At 42.4% G+C, this 15,371-nt stretch carries 15 protein-coding genes and 1 other RNA gene; 9 read left to right on the forward strand and 7 right to left on the reverse strand.

Features of this window, described 5'->3' with window-relative positions:
* Positions 1-260 precede the first annotated feature (260 nt).
* From OGY09_RS06960 to OGY09_RS07000, 9 genes are all read left to right on the forward strand, one after another.
* Positions 261-464, forward strand: a complete 204-nt coding sequence (locus OGY09_RS06960; RefSeq protein WP_044695395.1) for a helix-turn-helix transcriptional regulator — start codon at positions 261-263, stop codon at positions 462-464.
* A gap of 137 nt (positions 465-601) precedes the next feature.
* Complete coding sequence (locus OGY09_RS06965) at positions 602-877, forward strand: hypothetical protein (protein ID WP_046687682.1); 276 nt, start codon at positions 602-604, stop codon at positions 875-877.
* A gap of 881 nt (positions 878-1,758) precedes the next feature.
* Positions 1,759-2,808, forward strand: coding sequence for a DUF4238 domain-containing protein (locus OGY09_RS06970; RefSeq protein ID WP_058802867.1), 1,050 nt, complete (start codon positions 1,759-1,761; stop codon positions 2,806-2,808).
* Positions 2,809-3,156: 348 nt separating this feature from the next.
* Positions 3,157-3,444 (forward strand): hypothetical protein, encoded by a 288-nt coding sequence (locus OGY09_RS06975; protein ID WP_058802851.1) that lies wholly within the window; start codon positions 3,157-3,159, stop codon positions 3,442-3,444.
* Positions 3,445-3,447: 3 nt separating this feature from the next.
* A complete protein-coding gene (locus OGY09_RS06980) occupies positions 3,448-3,723 on the forward strand; it encodes a hypothetical protein (protein ID WP_058675798.1) in 276 nt (91 codons plus the stop codon).
* A gap of 487 nt (positions 3,724-4,210) precedes the next feature.
* Positions 4,211-4,387 (forward strand): hypothetical protein, encoded by a 177-nt coding sequence (locus tag OGY09_RS06985; RefSeq protein ID WP_170310344.1) that lies wholly within the window; start codon positions 4,211-4,213, stop codon positions 4,385-4,387.
* Positions 4,384-4,641 carry a hypothetical protein gene (locus OGY09_RS06990; RefSeq protein WP_058802853.1) on the forward strand — a complete coding sequence of 86 codons (258 nt, stop codon included), beginning with the start codon at positions 4,384-4,386 and terminating at the stop codon, positions 4,639-4,641. The genes OGY09_RS06985 and OGY09_RS06990 overlap by 4 nt, the downstream gene beginning before the upstream one ends.
* A gap of 6 nt (positions 4,642-4,647) precedes the next feature.
* Positions 4,648-5,022: a plasmid mobilization protein gene (locus OGY09_RS06995; RefSeq protein ID WP_058675799.1), complete on the forward strand. Its 375-nt coding sequence runs from the start codon at positions 4,648-4,650 to the stop codon at positions 5,020-5,022.
* A complete protein-coding gene (locus OGY09_RS07000; RefSeq protein ID WP_058802855.1) occupies positions 5,019-6,482 on the forward strand; it encodes a relaxase/mobilization nuclease domain-containing protein in 1,464 nt (487 codons plus the stop codon). The genes OGY09_RS06995 and OGY09_RS07000 overlap by 4 nt, the downstream gene beginning before the upstream one ends.
* A gap of 52 nt (positions 6,483-6,534) precedes the next feature.
* Here the strand turns inward: OGY09_RS07000 and OGY09_RS07005 are convergent, their stop codons facing one another.
* The 7 genes from OGY09_RS07005 to OGY09_RS07035 form a co-directional block, all read right to left on the reverse strand.
* Positions 6,535-7,473: a retron St85 family RNA-directed DNA polymerase gene (locus OGY09_RS07005; RefSeq protein WP_058802860.1), complete on the reverse strand. Its 939-nt coding sequence runs from the start codon at positions 7,471-7,473 to the stop codon at positions 6,535-6,537.
* Positions 7,463-8,419, reverse strand: a complete 957-nt coding sequence (locus OGY09_RS07010) for a retron St85 family effector protein (protein WP_058802857.1) — start codon at positions 8,417-8,419, stop codon at positions 7,463-7,465. Before OGY09_RS07010 ends, OGY09_RS07005 begins: the two co-directional genes overlap by 11 nt.
* Positions 8,420-8,775: 356 nt before the next feature.
* Positions 8,776-10,005: an integrase domain-containing protein gene (locus tag OGY09_RS07015; RefSeq protein WP_058802858.1), complete on the reverse strand. Its 1,230-nt coding sequence runs from the start codon at positions 10,003-10,005 to the stop codon at positions 8,776-8,778.
* 166 nt (positions 10,006-10,171) lie between these two features.
* Positions 10,172-10,535, reverse strand: a transfer-messenger RNA (tmRNA) gene (ssrA, locus tag OGY09_RS07020).
* A 72-nt stretch (positions 10,536-10,607) separates the two neighbouring features.
* Positions 10,608-11,771, reverse strand: a complete 1,164-nt coding sequence (locus OGY09_RS07025; protein ID WP_085951585.1) for a beta-barrel domain-containing protein — start codon at positions 11,769-11,771, stop codon at positions 10,608-10,610.
* A gap of 7 nt (positions 11,772-11,778) precedes the next feature.
* On the reverse strand, positions 11,779-13,965 hold the full coding sequence (locus OGY09_RS07030; RefSeq protein ID WP_032944614.1) for a type I secretion system permease/ATPase: 2,187 nt from the start codon (positions 13,963-13,965) through the stop codon (positions 11,779-11,781).
* Positions 13,962-15,371 carry a TolC family outer membrane protein gene (locus tag OGY09_RS07035; RefSeq protein WP_008785529.1) on the reverse strand — a complete coding sequence of 470 codons (1,410 nt, stop codon included), beginning with the start codon at positions 15,369-15,371 and terminating at the stop codon, positions 13,962-13,964. The genes OGY09_RS07030 and OGY09_RS07035 overlap by 4 nt, the downstream gene beginning before the upstream one ends.

A 15,371-nucleotide genomic window follows, 5' to 3' on the forward strand; every position in this document is an offset into this window, starting at 1 on the left:
AAAGGGGGATGGTACGGAATTAAATCATAAATAACTTATCTAATTGATAATTAAGTATTTATTAAAAAATCTTACATGGGCCAAAAAAATAGCATTTTTTGCAAAAGTCCTCCTAAGCCTATGCTGGCTTGCTTTCAAAACACCCTTCATAAATCTGACTAAAAAAGCACCATCTCTTGAACAATTCGTGCTTTTTGATAGTTGATCGCCATAAGCGATCTGAGGATACTGCATCCATCAAAACAACAATGGAGAAATGTATGACAGAAAGAAAAAGATTTATCCGTATGCCTGAAGTGTTGGAAAGAACCGGATTTTGTAAAGCTTGGATTTATCGATTGATTAGTCGTGGTCAATTCCCTGCACCTATAAAACTAGGTGATCGAGCAATAAGGTTCGTAGAAAGCGAAGTCGATGAATGGATCGACCAAATGATTTACGCATCTCGTAATAAAGCAGCATGATAATGTTTTTATAAATGAAGTTAGGAGGCTATAAGTAATAAAAATATAGACCTGTGTTTAAAAATAACGATCCCTTTAATAATAATACATGAAAGTGTAGGGGGATATTTACTTAAAAAATAAATAAGGAAAAAAAGATGAAAAAAGAAAATAAACATGCAAGTCAAACTTCAGCGGATTTAGCTGCATTACTGGAATATTCTCGTTTTACGAAGAGAACTCTAACAAAGCCTTCCAGCGAAGTTTTTGATTTATTTACTGATAAATATTATATGGAAACAGTTTATGATGACATTCTTAAAAAAACAAAGAAGAGTATTGATAAAAGCCAACATAAGTATATTGATTTTGAAAAAGTTAGAATGGATATAATGTGCATGCACACACAAGTTATTATGATTTCCTATATGTAAAATAAGGCAGCTCGATTTGATTTGTGGGCGTTTAGGGCCATTTATGAAAAATGAGTTCATATCAAACTAAAGGTCAGATATATATCTGGCCTTCATTTATTTCAGAATCAATAATGATTGTGTAAAATATTTTTATATTTCTATTGACTAATTAGATAGAAGATCTATAAAAAGAAAAGATACAAAAAAAGCCAGATGTTAAATCTGACTTTTAAAGGACTTAAAAAGTTTTCGCTGACTTTTTTAAGTCTTGTAATCAGTTATACGAGAACGTGATTACAAATATAAATAAAGTATTATCTAATCAACTTATATTTGTCAAATCTAAATCCCAGCTTTTTACAAGTCTTTTAAATACCCTTTCCAGAATCCTTTTTAATCCTCAAAAGCAATAACGTTAAAACCTGTTGTATCAGGTATAAGAATACGAAGGTCCCTCAAGTGATGGTGAATCTTATAGTTATTGCGACAGCGGTTAACCGGGAGCGATGTTGTCAGCCTGAATCGCCTTACCTAAAATTTATAAAGCGTTATAGCTTCTTTAGTAAAACGAGAAGTGCTTAAAAGATCATGGTAGGGTTTGCGCGGGTCGCGGGGGGGAGTATCAGATTGGAAACGGTCTGAATACTTTTTGAGTAATCAAAGCGCAATGAGCATTCTTTTTTCCTTTCTCTATCTCTTTAGCGATTTTCATTTTTCGCACGGGGGGAGGGGGGGGAATGCTCCAAGAAAAACTAAGTTTTCCTAACGGAAAACTACTACGACTGAAAGTCGCCATCTAAAACCCGAAAACTTTAAAATTTAAATTTCTAGTACTACTGTACGAAAAATATTAAAATGTTATTTCTTATATGATAAAGTTATTTTTTAAGGATTCAAAGATGGCAGGAAAAAGACAGCATTTTATCCCTAGATTCTTACAGCGTGGATTTTCATTAGAGAAAGAAGGAAAGTTTTTTTCTTGCTTATGTAAAAAAGAGTTTATAAAAGAAAATATAGTAATTGAAAATATTGGTTTGGAAAATAAATTTTATACTCTCGATGGCGATTCGTCAATTGATGACAAAATAACTGAAAAGGAAACTTATATTTATTCAAAAATCGTCCGTGAGTTAGTTAATGGTACATTTAACATGGATGATATAGGAAGTTTGTCTGACTTTGTCTTTCATATGGAAATCAGAACTAAAAATTTACGTTCTAACTTTACCAGTACTGCATCTCATCTAATAGACCAGATGCGAATAAGGCTTTTAAGCAAAGATGCTTTGTCTAGATATTTAAATAAAAATGTCATTTCTGATCCATCAAAATTTGATAGGTTGATTAATAGACAGCTTAATGAGTTAAATGTTCCACAAGTTTTGCACCCACATATTAAGGGTGTTTTGATTAATAACGTTCATGCTTGGCTTCCCGACATAGCAAATAAACTTTCATTGCAACTTATTCCTTTATTCGAAAATATGGTTTTATCCGGTATTCCTGAGGCCGCTAAAAAAGGACATTTAAAAGGACTTGAGTTGGATGAAAGTTTGAAAATTGAAGAGTATAAGAAGCTAACTTATAAAGTAATAAGTGTTGAGCAATCATTGATATTAGGGGATTGTCTCGTGATTTTTGAAGTTGATGGGGATCGTAGATTTAAACCATTCCATGAAAAAGATGATGATTTAAAAGCAGTATATATGCCAATTAATTCACATTCTATATTGTATGGCGCAAAATATCTTGATGACAACCCAAACATTGAAAATATAAACGATATAATAGCACAATGTTCAACTGATTTTTTTATTTGCAAGGAGCCTATTCATAATATGAATGAACTTCAAAAAATGATTGGTGTTAATTCTTATCTTTTGTCTGATGAATTTATTGATGAAATGTTGAGTGATTTAATTGGTGATGATATTTTGTTAAGTCATTAAAAAGTATAAAATTGATGTTTAATTTATAATTTATCCATAGAGCCATATAAATATAAAAAGCGATATTTATCATAAAATTAAAAATACGTCATTCTAAATTTTACTTCAAAATAATGATCGATAAAAAAGATCAATATATAGATATTGATCTTTTTTATCTATTGATATGGCCTTATCGATCGGTATTTAATTGGTTTTGACGATCGATTAATTGATTATGATAGTTTTAATCTATAGTATGTTTTTTTTCGATCGGTACAAACGATATGACGAACTATGAAAATAATTGAATTCTAAGATGTTTACAGGCCAAGCGGTGGTCTGTGTCTCATCAGTGAAGGAAAAGGTATGCGTAAACTTATGATGGTGGCAGGTTTGGTGACGCTATTGTCTGGTTGTGATGATGATGGCATCTATGGCAGCTACGTTAATCAGCAATACGGTGTCAGGCTTGATGTTCAGAAAGATGTGATCAAGTTCAGAAATGGCGTTTTTACTGTTAAAAGCTGGGATGAAAGCAAGAAACCCATCTATATAGCCAAAACGCAAAACAAAGATCTTGGCTCTTGGACTTTTAAAATCGAAAAGGTCAAAGATGGAGTCGTTTACCAAGGTGCGGTTTTTAAGAAGGATTAAGTGATGGAACAAAATATTATTCAGTGTCCTTTTTGTTATAAAGAAAGTCAAAAAGGTGTTCATGTATGCACCGGATGTCAGGCATCCGTGCTATATGGAACATATCCCGGTTGGTATGCGGCGGTGATCATCCTGTTAGCTTTTGGTCTGTCAGCGCTCATTGGAATGTCTGCAGGTATGGCAGGAGCTACTATAAGCTTACCAATAATAGCTATTGTCGGTTTTGTCGTGGGTAAAGCTATTTTCTCAGATAACATTATATTCAGAAGAAGAATGTAAGTCAGTCTTGTCTGTCAGGGTGATGCTCCACTACGTGAAACATCACCCATATAAATTTTATCTCCTCCCCTATGTCATCAAGCACTAAATCGGAACCCACTTTGTGGGACCCCACGATTTAGCACTTGACGATTTGACCCTTACGCACAGCTACCGATCAAGACAATATATTATTTACCCTATATTTTACTTGCATTTTATTCGTCGTGCAGTGTATTTATTTATGTAGCCGCTATTGACTAGATATTATTATCGGTTATTTATTTAAATATAGGTGTAGTTCAGCTTTATTCTTTCGTTTTTTCGGAAACTGAGGCAAGGTGTAATAGCGTATCCGCTATTTTACCCAATCCTATCGGATTGCCTTGTCTCGTTTCACTCGCAAGGTTGAAAAAGATCTACCCTTCCGCCTGATCACCCTATCAAGGGTTGGCGATAAACCATAGTTAGTTTTACATTGGATATTATAAATATAGGAGAAATAAATATGATGTTTATGTCTGTAGTAATGGTAATACTTTGTATTATGTTAGGCGGTTTTATGATTAGAAGCTGTACAGGAAAAACTAACTCTTCAAGCGAAGCAAAACAAGCAATATCAGATGTTAAAAAAATAATAGATAAAAAAGCACTGATCAAATATAAGAGGAGTAATAAGATATGACTGAAGATGACATAGAAAAACAAATGAGTTTAAAAATGAAGTTTGAGTTATTAGCAAGGTTTTTTTATTACATAGAACAAGACAAAGACATACCTTTTAGTGAAATAAATAGTGATGAAAGAAGGCTATGTTATTTCGTGTCTCATAGATATATACAAGAAAATAAATCTGATGACCTTCTAAAATCGTTGATTGATGAAAATGATGAAGACTATATAAAAGCAATAAGAGATTATATGTTTACAGGTGGATAATAAAATATGGATACAGACAGAAAAAGAGGTCGTATAGAATTAAATCACGAAGAACGCAGAGATATATCTATACAGTTCAGAGTAAACAAAGCAGAGTTTGAATATTTAAAATCATTAGTGGAAGCATCAGGGCTTGAAAGAGGTTATTACATTAGAAAAGAGATTTTAAACTCTGAACCCGTTGTTAAAAGAAAGATGCCAAAAGTTAATCAAAAAACATATATGCAGCTTTCAGCGATAGGTAATAATATAAATCAGGCTGTTAAAAAGTTAAATGGCAATGAGTATTTTGATAAAAATGAAGTTGATAAGCTTAACTTTAATATAAAACAAGTCAGCAGAAGAATAATAGAAGTGAATAAGGATTTGGATTATATATGAAAGGAAACGTAGCCAAGACGGGCAAGTCTTTTAAAAATAGGGTTGATTATATATTAAAAGATGATCACAGCTTTATTTGTAGCAATATGTCAGCAGATAAAAATAACGTTAGTGATTTAACTGATGAGTTTAAAGCTGTAAGCAGTTTTAGACCTGATATAAATAAACCAACTTTTCATGCGTTTTTATCTCTTCCAAAAGATGAGATGCTCACAGATGAACAATGGCAAGAGATAGCAAAAGACTATTTGAGAGAAATGAATATCGATATAGACAAACATCAATATATTTGTGTGCGTCATAAAGATACTGATAAAGACCATATCCATATAGTAGCGAATCGCGTCGGCCTTGATGGTTCTGTATGGCACGGTCAGCACTCAGCATTTAATACAATAGCAGCTTGTGAACGTTTAGAAGTAAAGCACGGCTTAACCATTACACAGGGGCTTAAAGGTCAAAAATCAGACGTGTCAGCACCAACCAAGAACGAGATCGAGCAAGCTCTTCGTACAGGTGAAAAACCAGCTCGTATCGTGCTACAGAACGCCTTACAGGCGGCTATGACAGGAAAACCTCACTTAGAGACGTTCGTAGAACGTCTGCAGGCCGTAGGCATTGAACCAAGGTTCAATGTTGCCAGAACTGGCAACGTGGCGGGGGTTTCATTCAGTGTAAATGACATAGCGTTTAAGGGATCTTCTTTAGGCAAAAAATTTAGCTGGAACACTATTAAAAAAAAGGTGAAATATGACAAAAATAGAGATGATGAACTCGTTAGAAGTTTCTCAGCAAGAAAAGATGATGAACCAAATAGTATTGAACGATCACTTATTGAACCAAATATCAATGACAGTAGAGCCACTGACCGAATCGATGATGATATTATCAGAATCAGTCAGCACAGCATTGAATCAGACACAGCAGACACTAACAAGGCTGAACAACTCGTTAGAAACAACAACAACAGCTTTAAACTCAGCGAAAAATATATTAGACCAACAAGCCCTAAAGTTAGAAGAACAACACAAAAAGCTGCACAAATACTCAACAGAGTTAAAAAACAATACAATAAAGAATCAATCAAAACTTATACTAAAAGTAGCCTCAATAGTTGGAGTCCTAAATTTAGCGGCGGTTCTATCAGTAGGATACTTGATCATGCAGAAACAGCCAACGCAGCCACAAATAAATTTAGACGCAAGAGCGGTAGCCGTTTCAATAGCAGAGCAACTAAGATCGAAGAGATAAGAGAAAGGTTCAATATAAAAAAACCTTTGATACAGGCAAAAAATAAAGAAAAACCAATTGAAGAAGATATAAAGAAAAAGCCATCTTCTATGGTTGATTATGAAAATAGATTTAAACATAAGTTAAAAGAAAGCCTTAAAAAAGAACAGATGAAATTATATGTTGAAGAGGTAAGTAAAATAGAGAACAACCGATTTAAGACAAAATAAAAGAGGCGTCAAACCTCTTTTATAATGTCGCATTGGTAGTGTAATTTTTGTTCTACTTCTTTAATTTATTTATTGTTTCCCTTCCGTATTTTTTTTCCATTGCAGCTACAAATGAAGGTTCAATGTAATGTGCAAAAGCTAACAAGCCCTTCAACTTGTCCACGGCTTCCTGATCTAATTTATCATAAGAAAAACGATGTATTGCTGATGATATTAATCTTTTTCTTTCTCGCCCAAGTGATATGTTATCATTGTTCGAGATTGTTATACCCGTAATATGTCGATTATGAGCTTTCGAAGAAAAAATAGTTTTATCATTATTTAAAGAGATAGAGTCTTTGAAAAGATCGATTAAAACTTGTCTTATTAAATTATCAAACCCAATAAGTGTATTCTTTATATTGGTCGAAAATGTCATATCATCAGCATATCTTGTGAATGTTATCTCTCTTTTCAGACACTCTGTTTCAATAATTTTGTCAAATGAGTACATTATTACATTGGAGATAAACGGTGAGCTGGGTGCTCCAACACTCAATTTTAAACTTGATTTCCTATGCTCACGATAGAACAAACAGTTTGATATAATAGAAGCATTGTCTTTATCAAAATCAATGTGGTTTCTTTTACATTCAGCAAAAAATATTTCAGGTGTTAACGAGTTAAAAAAGTTGGATAAATCCAGTTTTAACAAATAACTATTTTTTGAGTGAATGAGCGCATTTTCTTTAATTCCTCGCCCAGATCTATAAGCATAAGCGCAATCATGTACAGGCAGTATATCAGATAGTTCTTTAATAATAATCCGTTGAATGAATTTCAGTTCCTTTGAAGGATGCGCAATTTTACGCTTTTCATCAGAGTTTCTTTTGTTTATTTCATAAATCTTGTATCTATAAGGAGCTGTGGCAATAAAAATATTAATGAGATCATCACTTAAAAAAAGTGTGCTTTGTAAAAGCTTGCGTAATGATTTTAGATTATTGGTCATTTTCTTCACCATACTTGGCTAATACACTAAGGCGCCGTTGTTCTTTATCCTTTAAATTAAAGGCGAGTTCTTGCTTTAAATTTATTTTATTTTTTGTTTTGTCGAATTGTTTTTTATCTGAATAAGAGCCAAATTTTATATAGTTATCATTAGCCAGTTTCTTTGGGGGGAAGAAATATGCATTTGAACTTCTTTTCTTTTTTTGTATTAGCTCTAATGTGAGTAGTAGGTAGATTAATTGAGAAAGACGTTTTTGCGGAATCTTAATTTGAAAAGACAAAAGAACTGATTCAATTTCAGAGATTTGAACAGGAAAGCAGATATTTATTATCTCAAGTATAAGCATACATAAATGACCGTCATCATTTTTCCTGAATTTTTCAATCTTATTTTTACTGTTAACTCTTGAAAGAATATCTTCGCAAATTTCGCCCCACACTGATTTGTCAAACTTTCCCTTTTCGGCATCATATGGGTATGTGAGTACTGCTTCATTTACATAAGTGGATATTCTTTTTAGTGGCCCTAAAAAAATAAATGAGTCTTCGCTCTCAACATGATCTTCTGGTGCAATAACACAAATTTTATCATATAAGTTTTCGAAAGAAGAAAATATCCCTAACTCAACTAATGATCCGGGGCTTTCGAGAAATAGAAGAACTTGTGATGATATTTTTGCGATGTCGTGCTCGAAATGAAGCAAATCATCATACTGACCTGACTCAATATAGTCTTTGAAAGATTCAGCCATTCTTAGGCAATTATGAAACTCTTCATGTTCAGTAGCTGTATAAGCGTATAGCTGTCCGCGCATACTTGTAGGAATGGGTTGTTTTACATCTACAAGCCCACCACAAACAAATATCAAATTTAGGCTGTTATTAATGACAGTAAAATTTTCAACTTCAAGATTTTTAAATGTATCTTTTATAATTTGTTCGTACATCTAATTGTCCAAATAAAAAAAGAGACCTAAGTCTCTTTTTAACTCTTTACTAAAGGATGCGGCGGATGCAAATCGGCCGATCGTGTGAGTGAGCGAGCAGGATCGGCCGATTTGCATCTGACGCAACCCTAAATCTAAACAATAAGTTAGTGTCTGGCGAAACGCCCGACAAGGCTATTAAACTAAAGCCCATACGCTAAAGAGTTCTTTTTTTATAGCATGATGAGTGGCGATGTTCAAACTTTTTTGCCTAACAGAACGACTAAGTGACAGGCATCCCCTTCCTAACTAGCCCCTTTGTCTGTAAAGACCTTAGCCTTAGATGTTTAGGATGTCATACCAAGAGGTGTAATCCGTCATGCAGCAATGGCCTTAAGTTTTTGCGCTTGAACGTAATCTCCCCACCACTGCATCAGCTCTGTTCTTTCAGCAAGATACTCAGCACGATTGTAAGCGGCTATGATTTCGTTGTTCTTAGTATGAGCTAAGGCGGATTCAAGCACTTCTGTTCTAAATTTACCGCTTTCTTCAGCAGCCGTTCTTGCTATAGAACGCATTCCGTGTGCTACCAGTTCACCACCGAATCCCATACGGATGATTGCAGCATTAGCTGTTTGCTCATGCATGTGGTTAAGCGGGGCCTTAATGCTTGGGAAAACCCACTCTCTATGACCACTGATTGGTCTGATTAACTCAAGTATACGCATAGCCTCTTTACTCAGCGGAATCTTGTGAGGGCGTTTCATCTTCATAAACTCACCGGGGATGTTCCAGAATCGATTATCTTCGTCTATATCACTCCACCGAGCACGGACAGCTTCTCCCGGACGAACCCACGTAAGGAGTTGCCACTCAATTAGAAGACGTGTTTCGAGTCGTATAGAAGCGTTAGATAGAGCAATTAAGAATCGGGGTAAATCATCTGGTGGTAAAGCAGGCATGTTTTGCTTCTTGGGCTTACTGAATCGCTGACCGAGGTTATCAGCAGGATTAAACTCAATAAGTTCTTCTGTCGCAGCCCAACGAAAAATTTCATTTAGACGTGAAATGATACGGCGTAGGGTTTCCAATACGCCTCGTTGTTCTATGGGATCAAGGTGTTGTTTTAAGAGCTTGGGACGGATCTCTTTGATAGGAACGTTGCCTAAACCGGGGAAAATATTTCGTTCAAGGCTTCGCCAGATGTCTTCTGCGTGGTCTGGAGAGATACCAGAGGTCTTAACCTTTTCATCTAACCATTTCCTAGCAACCGCTTGTAGCGTGTGCTCAGTGGCATCCTTAAGGGCATTGGCTTTATCGTTGTTGTGAATCTGCGGATCGATACCATTTGCAAGCAACGATAAGTATTCATCACGTAAAGCCCGAGCTTTGGCAAGTGTGAGATGAGGGTAGGTTCCTAAGCTCATCTTTGTTCGCTTCTTACTTACTGGCACTGCATACCTGAAATACCAATTTTTCTTACCACCCTTTGATAGGGGAGCGATTCGTAGCATCAGGCCGTCACCATCAAAAAGGTTGATCTCCTTTTCTGCTGGCTTGGTATTTTTGATTTCAGTGTCAGTGAGTTTCTTAGCGATTTTTGCCATTTTTAGGACCCTCGATTTTGGGACCCTTTGCGTTGGGTCCCAAAAAGGGTGCCATAAGGAGTAGCTTCTAGCAAATTTCAGTAGACTTCTGTAGACGTAAAAAAGCCCGCAAGGCTGGTTCCATGCGGGCTTAGTAGACTTCAGTATACTTCAAACAACTAAAAAGTGGTGGAGCTGGCGGGAGTTGAACCCGCGTCCGAAATTCCTACATCCTCGGTACTACATGCTTAGTCAGTCTTTACATTCGCCTGGCACCTGCGGACAGACACGCCACTACCAGACTAGCCTGATTAGTTTTAACGCTTCAACCCCAGGCAGGGCCTCCACGCGATCTCTTTTGGGTTTGACCTCTCTTTGATCCCCGTCTTAAGAGCGGAAGCTAGGGAGAGAGGGCTCAGAGCAGGTTATTAAGCTGCTAAAGCGTAGTTTTCGTCGTTTGCGACTATTTTTTTGCGGCTTTTTACGAGGCCAACCGCCCCTCGGCATGCACCTTGGGTTTCGCGAATCCCGTCGAATCCAGAATCAGCCCCAATGTGTTAGAGCAAGTATAACAGACTTGTGACACGCGTGACCAGCCCCCGCAACCCCTAATCCTCAAGGATTTAGCGCTCGCGCAGCGCTTCTTTTGCGCGATTAAACGGTTTGATTAAATAGTCGACGATGGTTTTTTCACCTGTTTTTATATCCACTGTGGCAATCATGCCTGGTACGATGGAGAAATGGCGTCCCAGTTTGTTCTGTAAGAAGTCCTGATGCGTGCGGATAAACACGCGGTAATAGAAGATTTCCGGTTTCACTTTGTCCTGAATGGTGTCCGGAGAAATGGTTTCGACTACGCCTTCCAGGCCGCCGTAAATGGCGTAGTCATAGGCGGTTATCTTCACCAGCGCCCGTTGTCCAGGATGGATGAAAGCGATATCACGCGGTGACAGTCGGGTTTCTATCAGCAGGTGATCGTCCAGCGGCACAATCTCCATCATCTCGCCGTTGGGCGGGATAACGCCGCCGATGGTGGTGACCTGGATGTTTTTCACAATACCGCGCATCGGCGCGCGTACGGTCAGGCGGGTGACGGAATCCTCGCGTCCTTTTAAAATCGCCGCCAGCATATCCACTTCGGCGTTGGCCTTTGACAGCGCTTCCCGCGCCTGCACGAAATATTGCGAGCGCAGGTCGGTGATTTTTAATCCCAGATCGCTTTTTTGTCGTTGCAGGCGCAGCACTTCTACGTGGCTGGCGGCACCGCTTTTCTCCAGCCGTTGGGTGATGGCCAGTTCTTTATTTACTGAGACCAGTGCATCCTGAAGTTCTGCCATTGAATCCGCAAGCTGCGCGCGACGGCTTTTATACAGGCGAGTTTCGGAGGCGATGAGATCCGGCCAGGCGCGCAGTGAATCGGGAAAGACCAGCGGCAGATCGTTAACTTCGGCATTAAGCCTTGCGCTGGAAGCCAGTGAGGCGCGATAACGGGCTGCGCTCTCCCCAACATTGGACTCAGAACGGGTGGGGTCGAGGCGGGCGACTATTTGATTGGCCTGCACTTTATCTCCCTCGCGTACCGTAAGCTCGGCGAGAATGCCGCCATCCAGCGACTGCAAGACTTGCTCTCGCGAGCTGGGGATCACTTTTCCGCTGCCGGTTGAGACTTCATCCAGCTTGCCGAAATATGCCCAGATACCCAGGACGGCAAACAGCAGCGTGCTGAGCAGAATAATACGGCTGGCCCCGGAAAAACGGTGCTCGCGGCGGATATCGAGGTCGTCCATGGCGGCATCATGCGGATTGGTTTTCATTTTTCCACTCCCGACCGTGAGTTGGGGCGGGTGCCCGGCTCGCATTTAATGCCTGCGCTTTCGGGGCATCCATAACCAGTTGGCCTTCTTTTAATACCACCACGCGCTCGACCAGCTCCAGAACCGGTACGCGATGGGTGGCGACAATCAATGTGCGGTTGCCCAGCCACTGGTTCAGGCGCTGAATAAACTCCCGCTCGGTATGTTCATCCAGCGAGGCGCTGGGTTCGTCGAGCAGCACGATATTGGGCGATCGCAGCAGCATTCTTGCCAGCAGGATCGACTGCCGTTGTCCACCGGACAAACCGTTGCCGCCCTCCATAATGGGGTGCGCCAGCCCTTTGGCGAGCTGTTTAACGAAAGCTGCCGCGCCGCTGACCTCCAGCGCTTCGAAGATCTGCGCGTCGCTGGCATGCGGTGCGCCGAGGGTCAGGTTCTCGCGCAGGGTGCCGAAAAACAGCCGCGCGTTCTGGCTAAGAAAACCGATGTTGCGGCGTAAATCAGCCATATCGATCTGCGCCAGACTCAGGTTGTCGAGCCGGACATCGCCCTGGATAATCTCCACACCACCCGCCATGGCCTGCAGCAGGGTTGATTTCCCTGCACCGTTACGCCCGAGGATTGCCACGCGCTCGCCGGGCATGACCTCCAGGCGCGAGATGCGCAGCGGAACGCGCTGATCGTCGCTGTGGTAGCGAAAGTGTGCGTTCTCAAACAGATAATGACCGTGAAAAATCTCCTGATGCACCCGGTCTTCGTCGTACTGCGTTTCGGTGGGAAGCTGCATGATACTATCCAACCCCATCTTCGCCGCCTTAACCTGTTGCCAGCGGGCCAGCACGCCGCACAGATTAGCCATTGGGGCAATCATTCTGGAACCGAGCATCGAAGCGGCTACCACGGCACCGGTGGTCATCGTGCCTTCAATGACCATCGGCGCGCCGAACATAATGATGGCGGCGTAGACCAGGCTTTGTACCGACATGCCCCAGCCAATCAGCCCCTGAGTCAGCCTGCGCGTGCGCAGCCCGGACTCTCCGGTAATGCGGATGTAGCTGTTCCACTGCTGTAAAAAGCGGTTTTCCGCCTGCATCAGCTTGATGTCTTCCAGCCCCTGAACGCTCTCGACCAGCACCGCGTTGCGCAGGGTGGATTCATGGGCAGCCTGGTTGGCGAGCACCGCCAGTTTCTTCTGTAACAGCAAACCGGGCAGGATCATCAGCAGGGCCGCGACGGGCGCTATCCATGCCAGAGGCGGGGCAATAAAAGCCAGCACCACGATAAACAAAAAGAAAAACGGCAGATCGACAATGGTCGACATGGTCGAGGAGGTGATCATCTCGCGAACCTGTTCCAGCTCGCGCAGTTGAGAAATGAAGCTCCCCGTCGAGCGGGGGACGGCGCTGTTGCGCAGGCGCAATGCATGGCTGAACACGCGATCGGAAATGCGCATATCGGCGCGTTTGCCGAGCAGGTCCATGATGTGGGTACGCGCTTCGCGCAGCAAAAAGCCAAACAGCACCGCCACCAGAACGCCAGTGGAGAGAACATACAGCGTTGGATAAGACTGGGCGGGGATCACCCGGTCATAAACCTGCATGGAAAAGATAATCCCGGCGAGCGACAGAACGTTAATCAGAAAGGCGGCAATCATGACCGGCAGATAAGGACTAATGTCTTTTAACACCAGTTCGCGCATCCAGTCGGGCTTGAAGCGCGAAATATAGCGGTCTACCCGACTGTCCTTCAGCGCCGACAGCGGGCGCATCGCGGTAATACTCACGATCTCCGGCAGAAGCTCTGTGACCGTGAGCCGGTTACGCTGGCCCTCTTCGGCGATGATAAACACATCCAGTGCATCTTCGCCGTTGAAATGTTCTATCACCATTAGCTGGCCGTCGCGCAGTTCCGCCACCACCGGCAGACGCCACTGACCGAACACCTGCGTGACGGTATCCAGCGCATGAAATGACAGTCCCGCCTGACGCGCCAGTTGCGACAGGGCTGTGGCCCGGCTTTTTCCCGCAAACCACGGGGCGTTGGCCTGGATTGCGCCGGGAGAACAGGCCACGCGATAGTGATTGGCAATATGCGTCATCGCCTGCGCCCACTGGCTAAGAGCGTGTTCGCTAATCGCATCTTTTGCATGTGAATCGAGGTCGCTCATAGCTTGATCTCCACCGATTGAATGCTGCGATTATTTAAGGCGAACGCCTGGCGAAGCGAGCCAGTGTTATAGAGGCAGTTCAGCTGGAGCTGGCGCAGCTGGTTTTGAGTCTGGAGTTCCGCAAAACGGGCCTGATACACCTCTTGCTCGGCGTTAAGCACGTCGAGCAGCGGGCGCGAACCGAGGTCCAGATACTGCTGTTGATAAAGCTCGCGCGTTTGTTCACTCAGTCGCTGCTGGCGGCGCAGAATCTGCAGGGCGGTGGCGAGGCTCATTGCCTGGCTGCGGGACTCCAGTAATTTTTGTCGTACTTCGAGTCGGGTGCGCTGGATGGAGTATTGTGCAGACTCTACCGCATGGCTGGCGGCGTTGCGCCTGGCGGTGAGTCCGCCCCCCTGATACAGCGGCATCTCAACTTTTACCCACGTGGAGTACTGGGTTTTGTCGAGCACCTCATGGCTGGGGTATTTGTCGTTGAGATAATGCTGAACCGACGGTTCCAAAGAGATGGTGGGCGTCATCTGCGCGTTGGCGTAATCGAGATTTGCCTGTGCCACATTCGCTTGCGCCCAGGCCGCCAGAACCGCGGGAACCAGTTTATCTTCCGGTTTGACCACATCGCAGCTGCTGTCCAGTTTGGCCGGGAATTCGTTGCTGATGCCGTTAAGTGAGTTCCAGCCGAGGTAACTCATCAATGTGGCCTTACTGCTGTCGAGATTGGCCTGATACTGCGCCAGCTGAGAACGCGCAGACTCGATACGCGCATCGGTTTGCACCACGTCGGACAGCGAGGTTGCCCCTTCATCATTGCGTTGTCGGGTCAGTCGACCAATGTCGTTTAAGGCGGTGAGCTGTTCTTCGGCGGCATCCACCATTTGTTGCCACGTCTGCACCTGGACTATCGCGTTGGCGGTTGCGTGGGCGATGGTATCAATACTGAGTAACACATTCGCCTGCTGTTGTGCGGCTCCGGCGGTCTCGGCTCGGACCTGGCTTGCCACTTTGCCGAAGTCGTACAGCATTTGTGACACCGAAATAACCAGCGCCGGGCTAAAGCCGTGGTCGGTATAGGTATTGCTGTAACCGTTATTCATTCCGGCAGAAACCTGCGGGTAATATTTCGATTTCGCCACGTCGATCTGTTCGTTTTGCGAAAGCAGTTTGCCGATCGATTCACGAATAGAAGGATGCCAGCTCACGGCACGACTTACCGCGTCGTTGAGCATCAGGTTGCCGGGGGCGGCAGCGCTCAGCGGCAGATCGGCAACCGCGCCGTCCAGCGAGGGAAGCATCTGGCTGGTGGCCAGTCCTTCCGGCGTAATAATTTGCGGTTCATCTTCGGCATTCACCCGCAGGGTACAGAGCGTTAATGCCAGAAGTAATGCAACAGGCGCGACATTTCTCAT

Source organism: Citrobacter sp. Cpo071 (assembly GCF_030332765.1).
In the GTDB taxonomy this organism is placed as follows: Bacteria; Pseudomonadota; Gammaproteobacteria; order Enterobacterales; family Enterobacteriaceae; genus Citrobacter; species Citrobacter portucalensis.